General features: G+C 72.7%; 19 protein-coding genes. 7 read left to right on the top strand and 12 right to left on the bottom strand.

Annotation, left to right across the window (positions count from 1 at the left end):
• The first annotated feature begins 2 nt into the window (after positions 1–2).
• On the top strand, positions 3–278 hold the full coding sequence (locus ACLQ3B_RS20085; RefSeq protein ID WP_425782252.1) for a hypothetical protein: 276 nt from the start codon (positions 3–5) through the stop codon (positions 276–278).
• A 127-nt stretch (positions 279–405) separates the two neighbouring features.
• Here ACLQ3B_RS20085 and nudC read toward each other — a convergent pair whose 3' ends face one another.
• The 4 genes from nudC to ACLQ3B_RS20065 form a co-directional block, all read right to left on the bottom strand.
• Positions 406–1,365: an NAD(+) diphosphatase gene (nudC, locus tag ACLQ3B_RS20080; protein WP_425782251.1), complete on the bottom strand. Its 960-nt coding sequence runs from the start codon at positions 1,363–1,365 to the stop codon at positions 406–408.
• Between the two features lie 156 nt (positions 1,366–1,521).
• Complete coding sequence (locus tag ACLQ3B_RS20075) at positions 1,522–2,871, bottom strand: M16 family metallopeptidase (protein ID WP_425782250.1); 1,350 nt, start codon at positions 2,869–2,871, stop codon at positions 1,522–1,524.
• Positions 2,868–4,178: a M16 family metallopeptidase gene (locus tag ACLQ3B_RS20070; protein ID WP_425782249.1), complete on the bottom strand. Its 1,311-nt coding sequence runs from the start codon at positions 4,176–4,178 to the stop codon at positions 2,868–2,870. Before ACLQ3B_RS20070 ends, ACLQ3B_RS20075 begins: the two co-directional genes overlap by 4 nt.
• Positions 4,179–4,188: 10 nt before the next feature.
• Positions 4,189–5,304, bottom strand: a complete 1,116-nt coding sequence (locus ACLQ3B_RS20065; protein ID WP_425782248.1) for an LLM class flavin-dependent oxidoreductase — start codon at positions 5,302–5,304, stop codon at positions 4,189–4,191.
• Positions 5,305–5,477: 173 nt separating this feature from the next.
• On the opposite strand from ACLQ3B_RS20065, the gene ACLQ3B_RS20060 reads away from it, so the two are divergent.
• The 4 genes from ACLQ3B_RS20060 to ACLQ3B_RS20045 are packed head-to-tail and all read left to right on the top strand — an operon-like array spanning position 5,478 to position 8,633.
• Complete coding sequence (locus ACLQ3B_RS20060; RefSeq protein ID WP_425782247.1) at positions 5,478–6,542, top strand: ABC transporter substrate-binding protein; 1,065 nt, start codon at positions 5,478–5,480, stop codon at positions 6,540–6,542.
• The gene (locus tag ACLQ3B_RS20055; RefSeq protein ID WP_425782246.1) at positions 6,539–7,318 is read left to right on the top strand and encodes an ABC transporter ATP-binding protein; all 780 of its coding nucleotides are present in this window, start codon (positions 6,539–6,541) and stop codon (positions 7,316–7,318) included. The genes ACLQ3B_RS20060 and ACLQ3B_RS20055 overlap by 4 nt, the downstream gene beginning before the upstream one ends.
• The gene (locus ACLQ3B_RS20050; protein ID WP_425782245.1) at positions 7,308–8,192 is read left to right on the top strand and encodes an ABC transporter permease; all 885 of its coding nucleotides are present in this window, start codon (positions 7,308–7,310) and stop codon (positions 8,190–8,192) included. The genes ACLQ3B_RS20055 and ACLQ3B_RS20050 overlap by 11 nt, the downstream gene beginning before the upstream one ends.
• Positions 8,193–8,195: 3 nt before the next feature.
• A complete protein-coding gene (locus tag ACLQ3B_RS20045) occupies positions 8,196–8,633 on the top strand; it encodes an RrF2 family transcriptional regulator (protein WP_425782244.1) in 438 nt (145 codons plus the stop codon).
• Positions 8,634–8,740: 107 nt separating this feature from the next.
• Here the strand turns inward: ACLQ3B_RS20045 and ACLQ3B_RS20040 are convergent, their stop codons facing one another.
• The 7 genes from ACLQ3B_RS20040 to ACLQ3B_RS20010 form a co-directional block, all read right to left on the bottom strand.
• Complete coding sequence (locus ACLQ3B_RS20040) at positions 8,741–8,941, bottom strand: hypothetical protein (protein WP_425782243.1); 201 nt, start codon at positions 8,939–8,941, stop codon at positions 8,741–8,743.
• A 246-nt stretch (positions 8,942–9,187) separates the two neighbouring features.
• Positions 9,188–10,501: a DEAD/DEAH box helicase gene (locus ACLQ3B_RS20035; RefSeq protein WP_425782242.1), complete on the bottom strand. Its 1,314-nt coding sequence runs from the start codon at positions 10,499–10,501 to the stop codon at positions 9,188–9,190.
• 224 nt (positions 10,502–10,725) lie between these two features.
• Positions 10,726–10,929: a transcription antiterminator/RNA stability regulator CspE gene (gene cspE, locus ACLQ3B_RS20030; RefSeq protein ID WP_007464836.1), complete on the bottom strand. Its 204-nt coding sequence runs from the start codon at positions 10,927–10,929 to the stop codon at positions 10,726–10,728.
• Positions 10,930–11,155: 226 nt separating this feature from the next.
• Complete coding sequence (locus ACLQ3B_RS20025; RefSeq protein WP_425782241.1) at positions 11,156–14,593, bottom strand: ATP-dependent helicase; 3,438 nt, start codon at positions 14,591–14,593, stop codon at positions 11,156–11,158.
• A gap of 82 nt (positions 14,594–14,675) precedes the next feature.
• Positions 14,676–18,278, bottom strand: a complete 3,603-nt coding sequence (locus tag ACLQ3B_RS20020) for an ATP-dependent helicase (protein WP_425782240.1) — start codon at positions 18,276–18,278, stop codon at positions 14,676–14,678.
• 169 nt (positions 18,279–18,447) lie between these two features.
• Positions 18,448–18,993, bottom strand: a complete 546-nt coding sequence (locus tag ACLQ3B_RS20015) for a TIGR00730 family Rossman fold protein (protein ID WP_425782239.1) — start codon at positions 18,991–18,993, stop codon at positions 18,448–18,450.
• Positions 18,993–19,859 (bottom strand): TIGR00730 family Rossman fold protein, encoded by an 867-nt coding sequence (locus ACLQ3B_RS20010; protein WP_425782238.1) that lies wholly within the window; start codon positions 19,857–19,859, stop codon positions 18,993–18,995. Before ACLQ3B_RS20010 ends, ACLQ3B_RS20015 begins: the two co-directional genes overlap by 1 nt.
• 154 nt (positions 19,860–20,013) lie before the next feature.
• On the opposite strand from ACLQ3B_RS20010, the gene ACLQ3B_RS20005 reads away from it, so the two are divergent.
• Positions 20,014–20,181 (top strand): hypothetical protein, encoded by a 168-nt coding sequence (locus ACLQ3B_RS20005; RefSeq protein ID WP_425782237.1) that lies wholly within the window; start codon positions 20,014–20,016, stop codon positions 20,179–20,181.
• A gap of 32 nt (positions 20,182–20,213) precedes the next feature.
• On the opposite strand, the gene dapE is transcribed toward ACLQ3B_RS20005, so the two are convergent.
• On the bottom strand, positions 20,214–21,287 hold the full coding sequence (gene dapE / locus ACLQ3B_RS20000; RefSeq protein ID WP_425782236.1) for a succinyl-diaminopimelate desuccinylase: 1,074 nt from the start codon (positions 21,285–21,287) through the stop codon (positions 20,214–20,216).
• A 78-nt stretch (positions 21,288–21,365) separates the two neighbouring features.
• Between dapE and dapD the strand changes: the two genes are divergently transcribed.
• Entirely contained in the window at positions 21,366–22,325 is a 960-nt protein-coding gene (gene dapD / locus ACLQ3B_RS19995) for a 2,3,4,5-tetrahydropyridine-2,6-dicarboxylate N-succinyltransferase (protein WP_425782235.1), read from the top strand.
• Positions 22,326–22,381 lie beyond the last annotated feature (56 nt).

Here is a 22,381-nt window from a genome sequence, read left to right as displayed (position 1 = left end):
TCATGCGGTTCCTGATCGTTCGCACCGACATCCGCGCCGTCGCCGACGGGGACATCGCCGCCGCATGGGCGGACGGCCACCGACTTCGCGACGAGACGACAGCGCCCGAGCCCCGGCGGCAGATCGTGCACGCCGAGGACCGAGATGCCGCACTGCTGCTGGCCCGCGCACTGGCCACGGTCGGCGCGGTCCGCGCCGGCAAGCAGCGGGTCAAGGTCCTCCCGCTGGTCGAGCCGAGGCCCGCCTTCCGACACAGACCGGGCCGCATCGGCACCTGATTCCACAGGTCGTCCGTCGTGGTCGGACCGGCTCCCCCGCCGCGTTACTCGCACCCACCGACCACGACGGCCCGTGTTCCCGGCCCGTGACCGCCGCGGCAACGGCGGCCACGGGTCGGGACCGTGCTCAACGGTCGCCGTCCACCCAGCCGTCCAGCCAGCGGTGAATGAGGAACAGCGCGATCGACGACGGAGGCGGCAGGAGCAGCCGGGCCCCATCGCCCACATCCACCGTCTGCCCGGCCAACGCCGCCCCGACCTCCCGGCGGGAGAACCACCTGGCGTACGCGATCTCGGACGGGTCGACCCGCACCGGCTCGGTCGGGTTCGCGGTGGCCAGGAAGCCCAGCATCAGCGAGCCGGGGAACGGCCACGCCTGGCTGCCCACGTACCCGATGCGCTCGACCCCGACGCCCACCTCCTCGCGGACCTCGCGCAGCACGGCCGCCTCAGCCGACTCGCCCGGCTCCACGTAGCCCGCCAGGCAGGAGTAGCGACGGCCGCCCGGGGTGCCCCGCCAGCTGGCGTTGTTGCCGAGCAGGCAGCGGCCGTCCGCTCCGTCCACACCGTCGTGAACGAGCACGATCATCGCCGGGTCGGTACGCGGCCAGATCCGCCCGCCACTGCGGTCCACCCGGGACCAACCGGCCTCGTCCATCACGGTCGGTGCCCCGGTGCTCGTCGAGTAACCGTGTCGGGTGTGCCAGTTGACAAGCGCCACCGCGGTGGTGAAGATGCCGGCCTCCCGGTCGGCGAGCAGGTGACCCACCTCCCGAAGGTGAACCGCCCGGGTGCCCGGGATCGCCGGCAGCGGCGCGTCGACCGCGAAGACCGGCACCCCGTCCGGCTCGACACCCAGGAACATCGCCGTCGACTCGGACCCGGCGGGCACGTCGCCCGCCCCGAACAGCACCAACGTCGGAGGCGACGTCTCGGTGCGGGCCAGCGTCCGACCCTCGTCTGTCGAATCGAGCAACAGCACCCGGGCCCGCAACCACGCCTCGGTCAACCACTGCGAGTCACCCCGCCGGTGCGCCGCCCGATCCAGGGTGGAACGCGCCAACGGCGGCGCCGCCTCCCCGCTCACGCCAGCGCTCCGCTACGCTCCGCGCCGGCCTGAGACGGCCCGCTGCTGAGCCTCAAGGCTCGCTCGCTCCGCTCGCTCACGCCAGCGCTCCGCTACGCTCCGCGCCGGCCTGAGACGGCCCGCTGCTGAGCCCCAAGGCTCGCTCGCTCCGCTCGCTCACGCCTTTCGCTCGATGTCAACCGTGGTCAGCGCGGCCAGCCCCGGGGTGACCCGCTCCGCGTCGCCGAGCACCACGATCGCCGCCCGAGCCGGTGCCAGGTACCGGGCCCCAGCGCGCGCCACGTCGTCGATGCTCGCCTTCGCCAACCTCGCCGCGTACTCGGCGAGGAAGTCCAGGCGCAGGCCGTTGCCCGCATACGCGCTTGTCAACGCCGCCAACCCGGCCTGGGTGGACATGCCGAGCTGGAGGGTGCCCAGGGCGTACTGCCGGGCCTGCTCCAACTCCTCGGACTTCGGTGGCAGCGACGCCAACCGACCCAACTCGTACGTCGTCTCCAGTAGTGCCGGACCGGTGACCTCGGTGGCCACGTCGGCGGCGGCGACCAGCACCGACCCGGCGACGGAATGCTCGATCACCGAGTGCGGACCGTACGTGTAGCCCTTGTCCTCGCGGATGTTCTCCACCCACCGGGAGGAGAAGTAGCCGCCGAAGATCAGGTTGGCCAGTTGCAGCGGGGCATGGTCAGGGTCGGTGCGCGGCACCGCCGGCAGCGCGATCCGCAGCGAGGACTGCACCGAGCCCGGCCGGTCGACCAGCAGCAGCGGCCCCGGCTCCAGCGGCGGGGCCGCGGGCAGTTCGGCCGTACGCCCGGCACCCGACCAGCCAGCGAGCGCCCGCTCGGCCGCGTCCAGTGCCTTCTCCGGCTGCACGTCACCGACCAGCACCAACTGCGCGCCGGCCGGATGGACCCGCTCCGCGTGCAGGGTGCGCAACGCCGCCGGCCGGACGGCACGGATCTGGCCGGGCTCCGGCGTCTGCGTCGCGTACGGGTGCCGGCCGTAGATCCGCTTCAGCAGCGCCTCCCGGGCCAGGTGCGCCGGCTGACTCTGCGCCACCTGGATCCGGTCGACCAGCCGGTCCCGCTCGGTGGCCACCTCGTCACTGGGGTAGCTGGCGCCGGTCAACACCTCGGCCAGCAGCTCCAGCATCCGGTCGAGACCGGTGACCAGGCCGGCGCCGGAGAGCATCAGCCGGTCCGGGTCGACGCCCGCGGAGAGCCCGCCGCCCACCTTCTGCAACTCGGCGGCGATCTGCACACTGGTCATCGACTCGGTGCCGGAGAGCATGGTCTGCGAGAGCATCGCGCCGCGGGCCAGGTGAACCCGGCCGAACGGCACCCAGAGCCGCAGTTCGACAAGGGGCACGGCGGGCCGGCGTACGGCGATCACCGTGAGGCCGTTGCGCAGCGTGCGTTCGGCCTGCTTGGGCACCTTGAGCTTGCGGGTCGGACCAAGCGGCGGCAGCGTACGCGGCCCGGCCGGAGCGGTGGTGGTGGTAGTAGTCATCGGGCCCCTCCGGCAATGACCTCGATGGCGGCGCGACGCTCCGGGCGCAGGGTGGCCGCGGCGGCCCGGACCTGCTCCTCGGTGACCTCGCCGACCAGCCGGGGCAGCTCGTTGAGCAGGCCCGGTTCGCCGCGTTGCTGCTCCAGCACGGCCATCCGGAGTGCCCGACCGAGCACCGCGTCGGTGTCCCGCAGCAGGTGGGTCGCCATCCGGGCCTGGGTGCGGGCCAGCTCACCGTCGGTCAGCCCGTCGGCCGCCAGCCGGTCCAGTTCCTCGTCGATGGTGCGCAGCACCTTGTCCACGTCGCCCCCGGGCGGCAGATGCGCCTGCAACAGCAGCGCGGTGGGATCGCGGACGTCGAACGGGTCGCCCATGAAACCGAGGTAGCCGCCGAGGCTGGTCACCGTGCGGTCCCGCTGCACCAGCCGCTCGACCAGTCGCGACGCGTCGCCGTCGGTGAGCACCTCGGCCAGCACCACGTACGGCAGGTAGCCGGCGAAGTCGGTGACCGGGTCGGGCACACGCCAGGCGCCGGCCACCGCGGGCAGCGGCGCCAGGGCATCGGTGTACGAGGTGCGCCGCTCGGCGCTCAGGTCGGGCTCGGTGAAGTCGGGCCGTTGCGGTGCCGGTCGGGCCGGCACGTCGCCGAAGTGCCGGGTGACCAGTTCGGTCGCCTCGGCCACGTCGATGTCGCCGCTGACGGCCAACACGGCGTTGCCGCTGGCGTAGTAGCGGCGGAAGAAGTCCGCGGCGTCGGCGACGGTCGCCGACTCCAGGTCGTCGAAGGAGCCGTAGCCGTCGTGGGCGTTCGGGAAGGTGTCGAACATGACCGGCGGCAGGGTCAGCCAGGGGAAGCCGCCGTACGGCCGGTTGAGGACGTTGACCCGGATCTCCTCCTTGACCACGTCGACCTGGTTGCGCAGGTTCTCCTCGGTCAGCCGGGGGCCACGCATCCGATCCGCCTCCAGGAACAGCGCGCGTTCCAGCGCGTTGCTCGGCAGCGTTTCGAAGTAGTCGGTGTAGTCCAGGTGGGTGGAGCCGTTGAAGGTGCCACCCGCCCCCTGCACGTGCCGGAAGTGGGCCAGCTTCTCCAGGTTTTCCGAGCCCTGGAACATCAGGTGCTCGAAGAGGTGGGCGAAGCCGGTGCGCCCCTCCGGCTCCGAGCGGATGCCGACGTCGTAGACCACCGCCACCCCGATCACCGGGGCACTGCGATCGGGGGTGAGCACCACCCGCAGGCCGTTGTCGAGGGTGAACCGCTCGACCGGATACTTCGTCGCTGGAATTCTGGATCTCCGCGCCGCCACGGAGTCGACCCTAGCGCGTCGACACCGCCGCCACCCGCGACCTTCCCGGAGCCGCCGCGACCGGGGCCGTCACCAGGGGCAGCACCTCGGCGCCGACCCGCTCGGCCTCCTCACGGTGGGGCCAGCCGGAGAGGATGAACTCGTCGACGCCGAGCGCGGCGTACTCGTCGATTCGGGCCGCGACCTCGGCGTAGCTGCCGACCAGCGCGGTGCCGGCGCCCTCGCGGACCAGGCCGACGCCGGCCCAGAGGTTCGGTGCGACGGTGAGCCCGTCGGTGCGGCCGGCGTTCAGCGCGGCCATCCGGGCCTGGCCCACCGAGTCCATCCGGCGGAACCGGGCCTGCGCGGCGGCGATCCGCTCCGGGCTCATCCCGGCCAGCAGCCGGTCGGCCTCGGCCCACGCCTCGGCGCTTGTCGGCCGGGCGATGACGTGCAGCCGCAGGCCGGTGCGCAGGGTACGGCCCTGCTCGGCGGCGAGCGCCCGGACCCGGGCGACCCGGGCCGCGATAGACGTCGGTGGTTCACCCCACATCAGGTACACGTCGGCCTGACGGGCGGCCACCGCCTCGGCAGTCGGGGACGCGCCGCCGAAGTAGACAGGCGGCGGCGTGGCGAGCGGGGTGGCCAGGCCCCCGCCGTCGACCCGGTAGTGCCTGCCGGCGTAGTCGAACGGCCCGCCGGCCCAGGCGCGGCGAAGCACCTCGACGAACTCACAGGTGCGCGCGTAGCGGTCGTCGTGGCCGAGGAAGTCGCCGTACGCCCGCTGCTCGGCCGGGTCGCCTCCGGTGACGATGTTGAGCGACAACCGGCCACCGGAGATGGCCTGGAACGCCTCGGCCTGCTGGGCGATCAGGGTGGGCAGGGCGAAACCGGCCCGGACCGCGACAAGCATCCCGAGCCGCTCGGTGTGCTGGGCGACGGCCGCGCAGATGATCCACGGGTCGGGGCAGCCGGCGCCCACCGGCGTGAGGACGGCGGTGAACCCGTTCGCCTCGGCGGCCCGACCGACCTCGGCCAGATAGGCCACCGTCGCGGCCCGGTCATGCCTCGCGGCCCCCGCGGTGACGGTGGCCGCACCGACCTGGTCGCCGTCGCCGGAGGTGGGCAGGAACCAGTGGAAGGTCATCGCGAAGTCGCCTCTCTGCCGGTGACCGAATGCCGATTACCCTAGCAAGCTGGTAGGAAATACCGACATGAATGAGACTCGTCATCCCGCCATGTGGATGGCTCTTGACGCTGCCCGCAGCCTGGCCCAGTCTTCCTACCAAGTAAGTAGGAATACTGCGGATTGGATGGACGATGAGACGGCTCCCCCTGCGCCGGTTGGTCACCCTGGCCACCCTCGCCGTGGTCGGCGCGGCGACCCTGGGCAGCACCGCCGCGTGCGGCGACGACAGCGAGGGCGCGGGCGACAGCTCCGGCCCGGTGACGCTGCGCCTCGGCTACTTTCCCAACATCACCCACGCGCCGGCCGTCGTCGGCGTGGAAAAGGGCATCTTCGCGGAGAAGCTCGGCACCGACGTCAAGCTGGACCCGAAGACCTTCAACGCCGGCCCGGCCGCCATCGAGGCGGTCTTCTCCGGTGCGCTGGACGCCACCTACATCGGTCCGAACCCGACCGTGAACGCCTTCTCCAAGTCCAAGGGTGAGGCCGTCCGGGTCATCTCCGGCGCGGCCTCCGGCGGAGTGGCCCTGGTGGTCAAGCCCGGCATCACCGGCGTGCCGGACCTGAAGGGCAAGAAGATCTCCACCCCACAGCTGGGCAACACCCAGGACGTGGCGATCCGTTACTGGCTCAAGCAGCAGGGCCTCACCACCACCAAGGAGGGTGGTGGTGACGTCAAGATCGTGCCGCAGGAGAACGCCCAGACCGTCGAGACGTTCAACAGCGGCGCGATCGACGGCGCCTGGGTGCCCGAGCCGTTCGTCTCCCGCCTGGTCAACGCCGGCGGCAAGGTGCTGGTCGACGAGCGCGACCTGTGGCCGGACAAGAAGTTCGTCATCACCAACCTGTTGGTCAGCACGAAGTTCCTCAAGGCACACCCGGACGTGGTGCAGAAGCTGGTCGACGGCCAGGTGGCCGCCAACGAGTTCGTCAACAGCAAGCCCGACGAGGCGCAGCAGGCGATCTCCGACGCGATCGGCAAGATCACCGGCAAGCCGCTGGACCTGAAGCTGATCAAGCAGGCGTGGCCGACGTTGGAGTTCACCAACGACCCGATCTCGTCCTCCCTCAAGGCCGGGCTCGACCACGCCGTCGACGTGGGACTGACCGAGCCGGTGGACCTCAAGGGCCTGTACGACCTGAAGTACCTCAACAACGCGCTCAAGGCGCAGGGCAAGCCCGAGGTCGTCCAGCCATGACGTCGACCACGACGACGCCGCAGAGCGCGACCACCGCGGTCGCGCTCTCCGGCGTGACCAAGGTGTACGGACGCGGGCCGAACGCCGTCCTGGCCCTGGACGGCGTCTCGTTGGACGTCGCGCCCGGCGAGTTCGTCTGTCTGGTCGGTGCGTCCGGCTGCGGCAAGAGCACGCTGCTCAACCTGGTGGCCGGGCTGGACCGGGTCAGCGGTGGGCAGATCACCCTGGCCGGTGACGTCAACCCGGGCCTGATGTTCCAGGAGCCGGCGCTCTTTCCGTGGCTGACCGTCGACGCCAACGTGGAGGTGCCCCTCAAGCTGCGCAGGCTCCCCCGGGCCCAACGCCGCGAGCGGGTGGCCGAGCTGCTGCGGACGGTGCACCTGGCCGACTTCGGCCGCAAGCGCCCACACGAGCTCTCCGGCGGGATGCGGCAGCGCGTCGCGCTGGCCCGCACGCTGGCGCTGGACACACCGGTGCTGCTGATGGACGAGCCGTTCGGCGCGCTGGACGCGATGACCCGGGACATCCTGCACGACGAGCTGGAACGGATCTGGTCCGAACGCAAGCTCTCGGTGCTCTTCGTGACGCACAACGTCCGCGAGGCGGCCCGGCTGGCCGACCGGATCATCCTGCTCTCCAGCCGACCCGGTCGGATCATCTACTCCACCGAGGTGGACATCCCGCGCCCCCGCCGGATCGACTCCCCCGAGGTCGCCGCCATCGCCGCCGAGGTCACCGAGCGGCTCCGTACGGAGGTGGGCCGTCATGGCCAATGACACCCTGACCAGTTCGGCGCGCAGCGACGCGGAGATCACCGGCCTCGACGCGCTGGAGATCGCGGGCCGGGACAAGGAGGTATCCCGGGGCGCCCGGATCTGGGCGGCCACCTGGCCCAAGCTCGCCGCACTGGCCATCGCCATCGCCGCCTGGCAGCTCGTCGTCCTCTCGGGTTGGAAGCCGCCGTACTCGCTGCCGGGGCCGCTGGAGGTGGGCCGCGAGCTGGTCGAGCAGGCCCAGGGCCCGCAGCTCTGGGAGGGCCTCGTCACGACGCTCCGCCGGGCCGCCCTCGGGTACGTCTTCTCGGTCGCCGTCGGCCTGCTGCTGGGCCTGGCGGTGGCCCGGTCCACGGTGCTGCGCGCCGCCATCGGCTCGATGATCACCGCGTTGCAGACCATGCCGTCGATCGCCTGGTTCCCGCTGGCTATCCTGCTCTTCGAGCTGAGCGAGAAGGCGATCTTCTTCGTGGTGGTACTCGGCGCGGCACCGTCCATCGCCAACGGGGTGATCTCCGGGGTGGACTACGTACCGCCACTGCTGAAGCGCGCCGGCCGCAACCTGGGTGCCCGCGGGCTCAACCTCTACCGGTACGTCATCGCGCCGGCCGCCCTGCCGGCGATCGTCGCCGGGCTGAAGCAGGGGTGGGCCTTCTCCTGGCGCAGCCTGATGGCCGGTGAGCTGCTCGTGGTCGGCATCTCACAGACGTCGCTCGGCGCCCAGCTCACCTACTCCCGGGAGCTGTCCGACGCGCCCTGGCTGCTCTCCACCATGATCGTCATCCTGGTCGTCGGCCTGGTCGTGGACGCCGCGTTCGGCGCGGCGGACAAGGCGATCCGGCGGCGCTGGGGCGTGCTCGACCAGGTGGGCAGCTGACCCGTGTACGTCTCCGCACGCAGCGACTACGCGCTCCGGGCGATGCTCGCCGTCGCCGCCGCCAGTGGTGGTGGCGACGGCGACAACGGCGGTGAGCTGGTCAAGGCGGCAAGCCTGGCCGAGGTGCAGGACATCCCGCTCAGCTTCCTGCAGGGCATCCTGCTAGACCTGCGCCGGGCCGGCCTGCTGCACAGCCATCGCGGCGCCGACGGCGGGTACGCGTTGACCCGCCCAGCCGACGAGATCACCGTCGGCGACGTGTTGCGCGCGGTCGGCGGCACGCTCACGACGGTGCGCGGTCTGCCGGCCGAGCGGGCGGGCTATCACGGAGTGGCCGCGGGGCTCACCGACGTCTGGCTGGCGGTGCACGGGGCGATCGCCACGGTGGTCGACAGCACCACACTGGCCAACCTGCTCACTGACGCCCCCACCACTTCTTGAACGGCGAAGGCGGTGTGGTCGGGCCGGCGCCCCGCCGACCCGACCACATCTCGTACCGCCCCTGACCGGGCCTGCCCCTCCGCCGGCGCCGACAGGCCGGTCACTGCTCAGCCCACGTGTGCGGCGGCCGGGCCGGGGCCCGGGTCACCGGGACTGTGCAACTCCACCAGGCCGGCGGGAGCGTTACCCGCCGGAGTGGCGTGCCAGGGTGCGAAGGCCGCGACCATGGCGAGCAACAACCCGGCGAGCGCGACCGCGACCACCAGGATCAGTTCACGCAGTGCGCCCGAGCCGGCTTCGCCCGCCATGGTCACCCCTTCCGTGCCGGGCCCCCCGCCCGACTTTCCCCCGTCGGTCAGCCTCGACCACGACCGGTCGGGGCGCAGTCGGCCAGCCGACCCAGCGGAGGCTGATTACCGACTCAGAAGAGTGAGCCGACCGGCGCGGCCGGCTGACCGCTCGGGCCGCACGGACAGCCGACCGGCCCGGCACATCGCGCAGACGAAACCGTCCCGCCCCGCGGAAGCGGGACGGGACGGTCGACGCGCAGAAGATCAGACGGTACGGGGGCGACGCGGGCGGCGGGAGCGGCCCGACGCGCGGTGTGCCGGCCGGGCGCCACCGTCGGCGGCCGAGCCACCGGAGGTGCGTACCCGAGAGGCGGGCGCCGGCGGAGCGACGATGGTCACCGGCACACCTGACGGCTCGCGGGCACCGGTCACCCGGGCCAGCGCCCCGTCACCCGGGCGTACCTGAACCGACTCCGGCCGGATGCCCGCGGTGGCCATCAGCCGGGACACGTCCCGGCGCTGCTCGGGCAGGACCAGGGTGACCACGGAGCCGGACTCGCCGGCCCGGGCGGTACGGCCGCCCCGGTGCAGGTAGTCCTTCGCCTCGGCCGGCGGGTCCACGTTGACCACCATGTCCAGGCCGTCCACGTGGATGCCACGGGCCGCCACGTCGGTGGCGACCAGGGCGGTCACCTGACCGTTGCGGAACTGCTCCAGGATCCGGGTGCGCTGCGGCTGGGACTTGCCGCCGTGCAGCGCGGCCGCGCGTACGCCCTTGGAGAGCAGTTGGCGGGCCAGCCGGTCGGCGCGGTGCTTGGTGCCCATGAACAGGATGGTGCGGCCCTCACGGGCGGCGATCCGGGTCAACGCGTCGGGCTTGTCCACGGCGTCGACGTGCAGCACGTGGTGGGTCATCGCGGTGACCGTCGCGGTGCCCGGGTCCACCGAGTGGGTGACCGGGTTGCTCAGGAAGCGGCGGACCAACCGGTCCACGCCGCCGTCCAGGGTCGCGGAGAAGAGCATCCGCTGCCCCTGCGGCGCGACCTGCTCCAGCAGCTTGGTGACCTGGGGCAGGAACCCCATGTCGGCCATCTGGTCGGCCTCGTCGAGCACGGTGATCTCGACCTGGTCGAGTCGGGCGTCGCCACGGTTGATCAGGTCGTGCAGCCGGCCGGGGGTGGCGACGACCACCTCGGCGCCGGCGCGCAGGGCGTCCGCCTGCCGCTGCAATGACAGCCCGCCCACGACTGTGGCGCAGCGCAGCCCGACGGCGCGGGCGTACGGAGCCAGGGCGGTGGTGACCTGCTGGGCCAGTTCGCGGGTCGGCACCAGCACCAGGGCCAGCGGGCGACCCGGCCGCGCCTTACGGCCGGCGGTGCGGGACAGCAGCGGAAGCCCGAAGGCGAGGGTCTTGCCGGAGCCGGTACGACCCCGGCCCAGCACGTCCCGGCCGGCGAGCGAGTCGGGCAGCGTCGCCGACTGGATCGGGAACGGCTCGGTGATGCCCTGCGCGGTCAACGCGGTGAGCAGCGCCGGTGCCAGACCGGTATGAGCGAAAGACGGAATAACTGTGGTCATGCGGAGGCCTTTCCTCGACGCGGCACGTGTCGAGGGAGGGCGCCGAAGTCGGCGCTGTCACCAGCGGAAAAAGGCCGCCAGGACTCACAAGCACGAACCGAAAGGGAGTACAGGCCGGCCCGCCGCCGGGCCGCCGCCCGCGTAGGCAGGCGGCAGCGGGGCGGGCCGGTCCCGTCACCGTCACACCCGGAGGGCGCGACAGGCAATGCTGACCGATCCGAAGATCAGAGCGGGCGGATGTTCTCCGCCTGCGGGCCCTTCTGGCCCTGGGTCACCTCGAACTCGACCCGCTGGTTCTCGTCCAGGCTCCGGTAGCCGGAGGACTGGATCGCCGAGAAGTGGGCGAAGACGTCGGCGCCGCCGCCGTCCGGGGTGATGAAGCCGAAGCCCTTGTCAGCGTTGAACCACTTCACGGTGCCAATAGCCATGTGTTTCGTCTCCTTGACGGAACGTCGGACACGCACTTGTTGCGTGCCCGAAGAGGAGCGCTCCGCGCGGGGATGCGCGAATCGCCTGTCGCTTCTGGTCGCCCCGCCCGGAGAACTCCGGACACAACAAAGAGCGCCTGGGGCCACAATCCCGCCAGGCGCACACAGAGTCTCTGGTAACCAAAACTGCAACCCGGTCAACCTACCACGGTTTTTCCCGCAGTGGTCAATGTTGGGCAGAATCCTCGGGCAACTGGGCGATCATGGCCGTGAGGCCCGTCACATCCAGCAGGTCGGCGGGCCGAACGGTCACCCCGTGCCGAACGTAGTGGAACGCCGCGCCCACCCGGTCGACCGGCACCCCGGCCAACTCCGCCCAGGCCAGCCGGTACACGGCCAGCTGCACGGCGGCCACCTCGGCCGCCGGCCCGGTGGGCTGCGCGCCGGTCTTCCAGTCGACCACGTCGAACCGACCACCCGGCCGGGCGAAGACCGCGTCCATCCGCCCCCGCACCACCACTGAAGCGATCACCGTGGCGAACGGCACCTCCACCTCCACCGGTGACCGGTCGGCCCACTCGCTGGCCAGGAATCGCTCCTGAAGCTCGACCAGAGCCTCGTCGGGTGCGGCATCGGCGTCGGCCGCGCCCGGCAACTCGTCCAGGTCCAACAGGCGGTCGGCGCCGAAGCGCTGCTCCAACCAGGCGTGGAAGGCGGTGCCTCGACGGGCGTACGGGTTGGGTTCGGCCGGCACCGGGCGACGCAGCGTACGGGCCAGCGCCGCCGGATCGCGCCGCAACGCGACCAGCTGGGTGACGCTCAGCGCCCCGGGCAGAGCCACCTCGACCGCACCAGAGAGCCGAGTCAGCTCGGCACGCTCCGCCAACAGCAGGTCCGCCTCGCGCTGCCAGCGCACCACCTCCGGATCCACCTCCGGATCCACCTCCGGCTCGACCGACTCGACCTCCGACCCGTGCGCCGGCGCCGGCCCGGGAAGCACCGGCCCGACCGGCCCGGAGAGCACCGCCGCCGGACCGTCGGCCATCAGGCGACGTACCAACCCGGCCGCCTCGGCCAACGCCGGCCGGCGACCGCCCAGCGGGTCGGCCGGCCACTCCGCGCGGAGCACCACCTCGGCCGTGGGGTTCGTCGCGTCGGGGGTCGGCTCCGGCGCCCACGCGTCGACAAGGTGCCCCGGCCCGCCGTCGAGGCAGGCGTCGTACACCTCACGCAGGAAGACCGACGGACCCCGCGGTCGCTTCGTGCCCTCCCCCCACCAGTAGCCGGAGCAGAGCAGCAGCCGACGCGGTCGGGTCACCGCCACGTACGTCAGCCGGCGTTCCTCCCGCTCGTCGTGAGCCCGCCACGCATCGGTGAAGTCGGTCAACGCCCGCGCCACGGCCCGCTGGTCCCCCGCCTCGTCGAGCGCCAACTCCGGCAGCCCGTCGGCGTCGCCACGCAGCGGGAACGGCAGCACGCCCAGCCCACCCAGCCAGTGGTCGGAGTTGCGCACCGGCCCCGGCCACAGCCCACGGCTGAGCCCGGCCACCGACACCACGTCCCACTCCAGGCCCTTGGCCGCGTGCGCGGTCACCACCTGCACCGCGCCCTCCACCACCTCGACCTCGCCCGGGGCGAGACCACGCTCCTCGTCCTCGGCGGCGGCCAGGTAGGACAGGAAGCCGGACAGGGTCGCGCCGGGCGTCTCCCCGCTGAACCGGGCCGCCACGTCGCCGAGCGCGTCCAGATGCCCGCGGGCCAGGCCCGCGTCGCCGGCGCCGTCCCGGCCGGCCCGCACCGCGACCTCCACGTCCAGGCCGATGGTCCGCTCGATGTCCGCGATCAGGTCCGGCAGCGCCTGATCCAGTCGGTAGCGCAGCAGCGCCATCTCCCGGCCGTACGCGCGCAGCCGCGCGAAACCCTCCGCCGAGTACGCCTGCGCCGGCCCGAGGTCGGCCAACGCCTCCACCAGGGTCGCCTCGTCCAACAGGTCGGGGCTGATCTCGGCGGCGTCGTCGGCGGCCACCTGTCGCCGGGCGTTCGCGATGGCCCGAGCCCGCCGGTGCAACGCCACCAGGTCACGCGGCCCGATCCGCCAACGGGCGCCGGTGAGCAACCGCAGCAGCGCGGCGCCGTCGGTCGGGTCGGCCAGCACCCGCAGCGTGCAGACCACGTCGCGTACCTCGGGGGTGTCCAGCAGGCCGCCCAGCCCGACCACCTCGACCGGAAGGCCGCGCTCACGCAGCGCCGACTCGATCGCCGGGATCTGACTGCGGACCCGAACCAGCACGGCGGTCGTCGGGCGCCGCGCCACCGGGATGTGCTCCGGGGCCGCGCCCGGCATCCCGGCCGCCCCGCGCCAGGCGGCGAGCACGCTGTCGGCGATCCAGTCGGCCTCGTCGGCGTACGTGGGCAGCATCGCGCAGTGCACCGTACCGCCGGCCGCACCGCTCGGGCTGCGATGCGGGATCGGGTCCCGGACGGTCAGCGCGGAGCGCAGCTCCGGCACCCGGGCGCCCGCCGCCCGCAGCGGGGTGGAGAGCGCGTTCGCCACCCGGAGGATCTCCGGACGGTTGCGCCAACTCGTGGTGAGCCCCAGCGCCGGGGCCGGCTCACCGTCGGCGCGGGCGAACTCGGTGGGGAACCGGTCCAGGGTGCCCGCGCTGGCCCCCCGCCAGCCGTAGATGGACTGGCACGGGTCACCCACCGCGGTCACCGGGTGCCCCCCACCGAACAGGGCATTGAGCAACACCACCTGGGCGTGGCTGGTGTCCTGGTACTCGTCGAGCAGCACCACCCGGAAGCGGTCCCGCTCGATCACACCGACCCCCGGGTGGTCCCGGGCCACCCGGGCCGCCCGCGCGAGCTGGTCGGCGAAGTCCATCGCCTCGAAGTCCTCCTTGCGCCGGGCGTACGCCCGCACCAGCGGCAGGAGACGCAACCGGGTCTGCTGGAGGGTGAGCGCCTTGCGCACGTCGGCGTACACCCGACCCGGCCGGGACTGCACCTCGGCGAAGAACCGACCAGTCCAGGCCGCCAGGTCGTCCGGCGCGACCAGATGCTCGTCCAACTCCCCGGCGAGCGCCAACACCGCGTCGGTGATGGTGCTCGGCATCCGGTCCACCTCGGACATGTCACCGTCGTAGTTGCGCACCAGCAGGTCGACCAACTGCCAGCGGGACGCCTCGGTGAGCAGTCGGGTGGACGGCTCGTAGCCGGCCCGCAGCCCGTGCTCGGTGACGATCCGCCCCGCGTACGAGTGGTAGGTGGAGACGGTGGGCTCACCCGCGAGCGGATCGTCCAGCGGGTCCCGTCCCTGCCGGCCGAGGCGGCGGATCAACTGGTCGAGCCGGGCCCGTACGCGATGGGCCAGCTCGCCGGCCGCCTTGCGGGTGAAGGTCAGCCCGAGGATCTGCTCCGGCCGCACGTACGAGTTGGCCACCAGCCAGACCACCCGCGCGGCCATCGTCTCGGTCTTGCCCGACCCGGCGCCCGCGACCACAAGCAGCGGCTCCACCGGGGCGGCGATGATCGCGGCCTGCTCCCGGGTGGGCGCCGGCAACCGCAGCAGCTTGGCCAGCTCCACAGGTGTGTACCGGGGGCCGGAGTCCGCGAGCCGGGGCGTCGGCGCGGGACTCGCGCCGAAGAGGGTGGGCTGACTCACCGTGCCGTCTCGGTTCCCAACACCGGCGCACTCCTCGCCCTCACGGTGCCCATCTCAGTTCGTGACTGCGGGGCTCGCAAGCTCACTCCTCGCCCTCACGGGTGCGCCGGACGGTGGGCGGCTCGACGACCTGGCGGCCCTGCCCGGAGACCGGGCAGCTGGTGCGCACCGGGCAGACCCGGCACTTCGAGTTGGCCACCGCGGCGAACGTGGCGGCTGCCATCGTATCGGCGGTCCGCCGGACCAGCGCGGTCGCCCAACCGGCCGCCGGCCCCTCGCTGGCCGCCGGCTGATTCTGCTCCCTGGCATCCTTGGCCGAGGTCCCGAGCTGCACCAGCGCGGCGCCCCCGGACTCGTCACCGAACTCGGCGAACGCCCCCGCCTCCACCGCCGCCTGGTAGGCGCCCAGCTGTGGGTGTTCCGCCAGGTCGCTGCCGGTGACAGCTGTGGACTTGCCGGTCTTCAGGTCGATCACCACGAGCCGCCCGGCCTCGTCGACCTCCAGCCGGTCGACCCGACCGGCCAGCTCGACGGGCCGATTCGGGTCATCCAGGCGGACGGCGAACTCGTGCTCGATGGCGAGCAACCGACGCGGGTTGGTGGCCAGCCAGCGCAGCAACTTGTCGACCATCGCCTCGGCGCGTTCCCGCTCCGGCCCGGCCATCCACCGGGCCGCCAGCTCGATCGCGTCGAACCGGGCGGCCACGTAGTCGAGCAACGCGCCCCGGTCGGCGGTGGCGTCCTCGGCGAGCATCGCGGCGGCGTGCACCAGGTTGCCCACCCCCTGCGCGGTGCTTGTCGGGCCGCTGCCGCCGTGCCGTTCCAGCAGCCAGCGGAGGCTGCACCGCAGCGCGCTCTCCATGGCCGACGGGGTGACCCGCACCGGTTCGCCGTCGTCGACGAGCGGCCGGTCGTCGGAGAGCACGCGCAGCCCCCACCAGTCGTCGGGGTGCGCACCGGGCACCCCGGCGGCGGCGAGCCGGGCCAGTTCGGCCGCCGCGGCGCGCTGCCGGGCCGCCGGGGCGGCCGGGTCGGTGATGGCGGTACGCAGTTCCGCGACCAACGCCGGCAGGGTGAGCGCCCGTGGTGGACGGGTCACCGGCAGTGCCCCAGGGCGGTCCGGCTCCTCGTCGCCGCTCTCGCCCGCCGCACCGCCTCCGGTGCCGCCGGAGGACGGCTCACTGCGCGGACCGGGCGGCGGACCGGACGTGCTCGGCAGACCGGGCTGCGGCCCGGGGGTGCTCGGCGGACCGGGCGGCGGCCCGGACGTGCTCGGCGGACCAGGCGGCGGCCCGGACCTGCTCGGCGGCGTGGGTGGGGTGCTCGGGCCCAGCTCGTGCAGGAACCGGCTCGGCTGCTCCTCGTGATCGTCACCGCCGACAGCGGCCGACGCCACGGCGCTGACCAGCAGCCGGTGCCGGGCCCGGCTGATGGCGACGTGGAAGAGCCTGCGTTCCTCGTCCAGCAACGCCGAGGTCTGACCCACCACGTTCGCCGCCGTCGCGCCGTCGACCGACCGGCCGGCCAGCACGTCGACCAGTCGCTCGGAGCCGAGCAGGCTGCCGCGTAGCCGCAGGTCCGGCCAGATCCCCTCCTGTACCCCAGCGACCGCGACCAGGTCCCATTCCAGGCCCTTCGCGGCGTGCGCGGTGAGCAGACGTACCGCCGCACCCCGGTCGGCGGTCGGGGCGATGGTGTCGGCCGGCAGGTCCTGGGCGAGCACGTGGTCGAGGAAGACCTCGGCCCGCGCGCCCGGCAGTCGGTCGGTGAACCGGGCCGCCGCGTCGAAGAGGACCAGCACGGCGTCCAGGTCGCGGTCGGCGGCCTCGGCCCGCCGTCGCCGAGCCAGGTCGCCCTCGCCGGCCTCCGGGCGCCCCTGGTTGATCGCGCCGGCCCACCGCTCGGCGAGACCACTGGCGTTCCAGACGGCCCAGAGCACGTCCTCGGCCGTCGAACCCGGCCGGGCGGCGGCATCCCGGGCGGTGGCCAGCAGCCCGGCCACCGTCTGCGCCGGCTCCGCCCAGCGCCGTTCGATGCCCGCCAGCTCTGCCGGATCGCGCAACGCCTCGACGATCAGCTCCCCGGAGGGGCGTCGGTCACCGCCGGCCAACGCGAGCGCACGCAGGCCCTGCCGCAGCCGCCGCTCGGCCAGCGGGTCGGCCCCACCCAGCGGCGAGTGCAGCAGCGCGACGGCCGCCTCCTCGTCGAGTCGTTCCGGCTCCAGCGCGCAGCGCAGCAGGAGCAGCAGCGGCGCGACCGCCGGTTGCAGGTGCAGGGGCAGGTCCTCCCCGTGCACCACGGTGGGTACGCCGGCGGCGTGCAGGGCCCGTCGCAGGGTGGGCAGCTGCAACGCGGTCGACCGCACCAGCACCGCCATCCGTGACCAGGGCACGCCGTCGAGCAGGTGGGCCGAGCGCAGCGCGTGGGCCAGCCAGGCGGCCTCGCTGGTCGCCGACCGGAACGTGTGCACCTCGACCACGCCGGGTGGCGCGTCCGGCAGAGGGTGCAGCCGACGGTGCGCGGCCGGACCCCGCAACCGGCGACCCAGCCGGGCGATCGCCGCGAGTAGATCCGGCCCGGCCCGGTAGGAGGTGGTCAGCAGCACCTGCGCGGCCGGCGCACCGGAAGCCGTCCGGAAGCGGTGCGGGAACGTCGCCACCCCGGCCGGATCGGCGCCCCGGAAGGCGTACGTGGAGGAGTCCGGGTCGGCGAACGCGACCAGGGACTTGCCCCCGCCCGCGATGACCGAGAGCAACTCCAGCTGGGCGGGGTCGGTGTCGGCCATCTCGTCGAGGTAGACGTGCGCGAGCCGACGGCGCTCGGCGGCCAGCAACTCCTCGTCGTCGCGCAGCAGCCCGGTGGCCGCCCGGACCAGCTCCGCCGGGTCGTACGCGATGGAGCCCCGGTTGCTGACGTCGCGCAGCGCGAGCACGGCGACGTACTCCCGGAGGAAGCGGGCGGCGGCCGGCCAGTCGGCGCGGCCGAGCTTCTCACCCAGCCGGGCCAGGTCGACCGGGCCCACGCCGCGCTCGGCGGCGCGCATGAGCAGGTCGCGCAGCTGGCCAGCGAACGCCCTGGTCCGCAGGGCGGGGCGCAGGTCGGTTGGCCAGCCGATCGGGTCGTCCTCGGGCTCCTCGCCCACCACGTCCAGCAGCTCACGGATGATCAGATCCTGCTCGGGGCCGGTGAGCAGCCGGGGCGACGGTTCGCCCCGCTCGGCGGCGGCCCGGCGGAGCAGCCCGAAGGCGTACGCCGGGAAGGTGCGCACCAGCGGCTCGCGCAGCACCCGGTGGCCGTCCTGCGCGATCCGGGCCTCGATGCGCTGTCGCAGCGCGGTGGCGCCTCGGCGGCCGAAGGTCAGCACGAGGATCCGTTCGGGGTCGACGCCCTCGGCCACCCGGGCGGCGACCGCCTCGACGAGCGTGCTGGTCTTGCCGGTGCCCGGGCCACCGAGCACGAGCATCGGGCCGTCGGTGTGCCCGACCACCTCGGCCTGCACCCGATCGACCCGCCAGCCGCTGCCGCCGGTCGCCAGCTCGGGCCCGGCCACGCCGTCGGACCCATCCGACGCGCCGACAACGCCCCCGGCCGTGCCGCCGCTGGCAGGCACGGAAGCACGGTCAGCCGTCGCCCCGTCCCCCCGCGCCGACCCTCCGGGCCGCCGCACCAACCGGTACGCCTGCATCAGCTCATCCCATCAGACCCATACGACACCCACCCAAACCCCACCCCCAACCCCACACCGCACCCCATCCACCCCGGTCGATCATGAAGTTAGCGGCGCGACACGCCGACAGCGGCGTCGCTAACTTCATGATCGACGCGGGTGGATGGGGCCGGGCGGGGCGTGGTGGTCAGGTTAGGTGGGATTCCAGGATGTTCAGGGCCTCGGGGACGGTGCTGGCGACCGTCAGGAGGTCACGGCCGGCCGGCTTCAGGAAGGTCTGGTCGGCCAGCGTGTCAAGCCAGTCCAGCAGCGGGCGGTAGAACCCGTCGGTGTCGATCAACACCATCGGCTTGGTGTGCAGGGCGAGGGTGGCGGTGGTCCAGACCTCGAACAGCTCGTCCAGGGTGCCCAGCCCGCCGGGCAGGGTGAGGAAGGCGTCCGACTTGTCGATCATCAGGGTCTTGCGGCTGGCCATCGAGTCGGTCACCAGCAGCTCGTCCGAGGCCAGGTCGGCGACCTCCAGATCGACAAGCGACTGCGGGATCACGCCGACGGTGCGCCCACCGACGGATCGGGCACCGTCCACCAGCGCGCCCATCATGCCGACGCAGCCACCACCGCTGACCAGCGTGTGCCCGCGCCGGGCCAGCTCCGCGCCGGTCTCGGCGGCCAGGTCCAACCAGCGCTGATCGAGGGTACGAGAGGAGGCGCAGAAGACGCAGATCGCCGCCATCAGTCCTGATCCCGGGGCTGCTCGGCGGCCTGTTCGGCGGCGGTCTGCTGGGCTGCGCCGGTGCGGGCGACGGCTTCCTCCCGGACCGCCTCCTGCTCGGCGGAGAGCGCGGCCTCCGCCTCGACGATGTACTTGACCGCCTCGTTGACGTCGTCGGTGAGGCAGATGAGGTCCAGGTCGACCGGCCCGATCTTGCCGGTGGCGGCCATCGTGTCGCGCAGCCAATCCAACAGGCCCTGCCAGTAGGCGACCCCCATCAGCACCACCGGGAAGCGGGTGACCTTGCCGGTCTGCACAAGGGTGAGCGCCTCGAACAGCTCGTCCATGGTGCCGAACCCACCGGGCAGCACGACGAACGCCTGGGCGTACTTGACGAACATCGTCTTGCGGGCGAAGAAGTAGCGGAAGTCGATGGCCAGGTCGACCCAGTCGTTGATGCCCTGCTCGAACGGAAGCTCGATGCCGAGCCCCACGGAGAGCCCACCGGCCTCGCTGGCACCGCGGTTGGCGGCCTCCATCACCCCGGGCCCACCTCCGGTGATCACCGCGTAGCCGGCTCGGGCCAACGCGCCGCCCAACCGCTCGGCCAACTGACACTCGGCGCTGTCCGGCGCGCTGCGCGCGGAGCCGAAGACGCTGACCGCCGACGGCACGTCGGCGAGGGTGTCGAAACCCTCGACGAACTCGGCGAGGATGCGCAGCGCGCGCCAGGCGTCCTTGGTCTTCCAGTCGCCCCGCCCCCGTGAATCCAGCAACCGCTGGTCCGCGGTGCTGCTCGGGATCGACCCCCTGCGAAGGGTGACCGCACCGCGGTGCCGCTCCTGTCCCGGACCGCGACCGGCCTCCCGCCCGTTGCTCTGGCTCATGGGCCAACCGTAGTGGAGCAGCACCGGCCGGGTACGCGGGGCGCAGACGCAGAGAAATAGTTCGGGATCATGGGCAACTATTCGGCTCTCCCGTACGTCTTACTATTCACATACCGGGTATGCCCCGGCGCGCGCCTTCGGGGGAGGAGACAGCGTGATCAGCAACAGCGAGATGATCCGGATCCGTCGCCAGATGCAGCGACGGATCCAAGACGTGGTGGCCGAACGCCGCCGCACCCGCCAGCAGAACCCAATCCCCACCTCCCCCACATCATCCGGAGCCGATCAAGAGGTTTGCGTCGCCGACAACGGGCCAGGCTGACGCAAACCTCTTGATCACCGGCGCGGGGCGGGTCAGGCTGGGGCCAGCCAGCGGTGCAGGGTTGCCGCGCCGTCGCGGATCTTGCTGATCTCGACGTGCTCGTCGGGGTGGTGGGCGAGGTTCGGGTCGCCGGGGCCGAAGTTCAGCGCGGGGATGCCCATCGCCGCGAACCGGGCCACATCCGTCCAGCCCAGCTTGCCGATCGGCGCGGCGCCGACGGCCGCCAGGAACTCCTTCGCCGGGGCCGCGTCGAGCCCGGGCGCGGCACCGGCAGCCGTGTCGGTCACCGTCACCTCGAAGCCATCGAACACCTCACGCAGGTGCGCCTCCGCCTCGGCCGGGGTGCGATCCGGGGCGAACCGGTAGTTGACCTCGACCTCACAGTGATCGGGGACCACGTTGCCGGCCACGCCGCCGTTGATCCGCACCGCGTTCATGCCCTCGCGGTAGTCGCAGCCGTCGATGGTGACCCGGCGCGCCTCGTACGTCTGGAGGCGCCGCAGCACCTCACCGGCGGCGTGGATGGCGTTCACCCCGTGCCAGGAGCGGGCCGAGTGGGCGCGTACGCCGGTCGTGGTTACCACCGAGCGCATGGTGCCCTGGCAGCCCGCCTCGACGATGCCGTACGTCGGCTCCAGCAGTACCGCGAAGTCCGCCTGCAGCCACTCCGGGAACGCCTGGGCGACGAGGTTGAGGCCGTTGTACCGGGACTCGATCTCCTCCGCCTCGTAGAAGAAGTACGTCACGTCGTAGCGCGGGTTGGGCAGGGTCACCGCCAGGTGCAGCGCGTACGCGGTGCCGGACTTCATGTCCGAGGTGCCGCAGCCGTACATCAGGTCGCCACGCATGGTCGACGGGAAGTTGTTGTTCAGCGGCACCGTGTCGAGGTGCCCGGCCAACACGACGCGCTGCGACCGACCGAGGTCGGTACGCGCCATCACCGTGTTGCCGTGCCGGTGGGTGGTCAGGTGCGGTACGCCCCGCAGCACCTCCTCGACACAGTCGGCGATCGCCTTCTCGTTGAGGGACACGGACTCTATGTCGACCAGAGCGCGGGTCAGCTGCACCGGATCGGCGAGGACCTCGGGGGTCAGCGGGTTCTCCATGGTTCGCACGGTACCTTCAGGTCTGTCAGCGCGAGGAGCGAGCCGAGGTCGACCCGGCCGTGACCGAGAGGTGTAACAGTGACGTCCGCAGATTCCGCCTGGGGCATCGGCCTGGCTACGGTCACCGCAGACGAGCAGGTGCTCGATACCTGGTACCCGACCGGCAAGCTGGGCCTGGGCGAGCTGCCGTTGATCGCCGGCGAGAACAAGGCGGACGTGCTCGACCTGCCACCGGCCGCGCTCGGTGACCGGGCCCTGCCCGGTCTGCGTACCGTGCAGGTGGTCACCGTGATCGGGTCGCTGGACGACCCGATCAAGGACGCGTCCGACGCGTACCTCCGGTTGCACCTGCTCTCGCACCGCCTGGTGCAGCCCAACCAGCTCAACCTGGACGGCATCTTCGGCAAGCTGGCCAACGTGGCCTGGACGTCCGCCGGGCCCTGCCCTCCGGAGCGGGTGGACGAGCTGCGGGTGATCGAGCGGGCCGCCGGCCGGCACCTGGCGGTGTACGGGGTGGACAAGTTCCCCCGGATGACCGACTACGTGGTCCCCGCGGGGGTGCGGATCGCCGACGCCGACCGGGTCCGCCTGGGCGCGCACCTGGCCGCCGGCACCACCGTGATGCACGAGGGTTTCGTGAACTTCAACGCCGGCACCGTCGGCACCTCGATGGTCGAGGGGCGGATCGTGCAGGGCGTGCTGGTCGGCGACGGCTCCGACATCGGCGGCGGGGCGTCGATCATGGGCACCCTCTCCGGCGGCGGCACCGACAGGATCAGCATCGGCGAGCGGAGCCTGGTCGGCGCGAACGCCGGCGTCGGGATCTCGCTCGGCGACGACTGTGTGGTCGAGGCCGGCTGCTACATCACCGCCGCGTCGAAGATCACGCTCCCCGACGGCCGGGTGGTCAAGGCCCGGGAGCTGTCCGGCGTCGACGGCCTGCTGTTCTGGCGTAACTCGGTCACCGGCGGGTTGGAGGCGCGGCCGCGCACCGGCCGGGGCATCGAGCTGAACGCCGCCCTGCACGCCAACGACTGACGGACCCGTCGGGTGGGCGGGGCACGGGGGGGGGCCCCCCGCGGGGGGCCACCGCG

The organism is Micromonospora sp. DT53 (assembly GCF_049841535.1).
Taxonomy (GTDB): Bacteria; Actinomycetota; Actinomycetes; order Mycobacteriales; family Micromonosporaceae; genus Micromonospora.
Note: the sequence above shows the minus strand (reverse complement) of the source record. Positions and strands in the feature narration are given on the sequence as shown.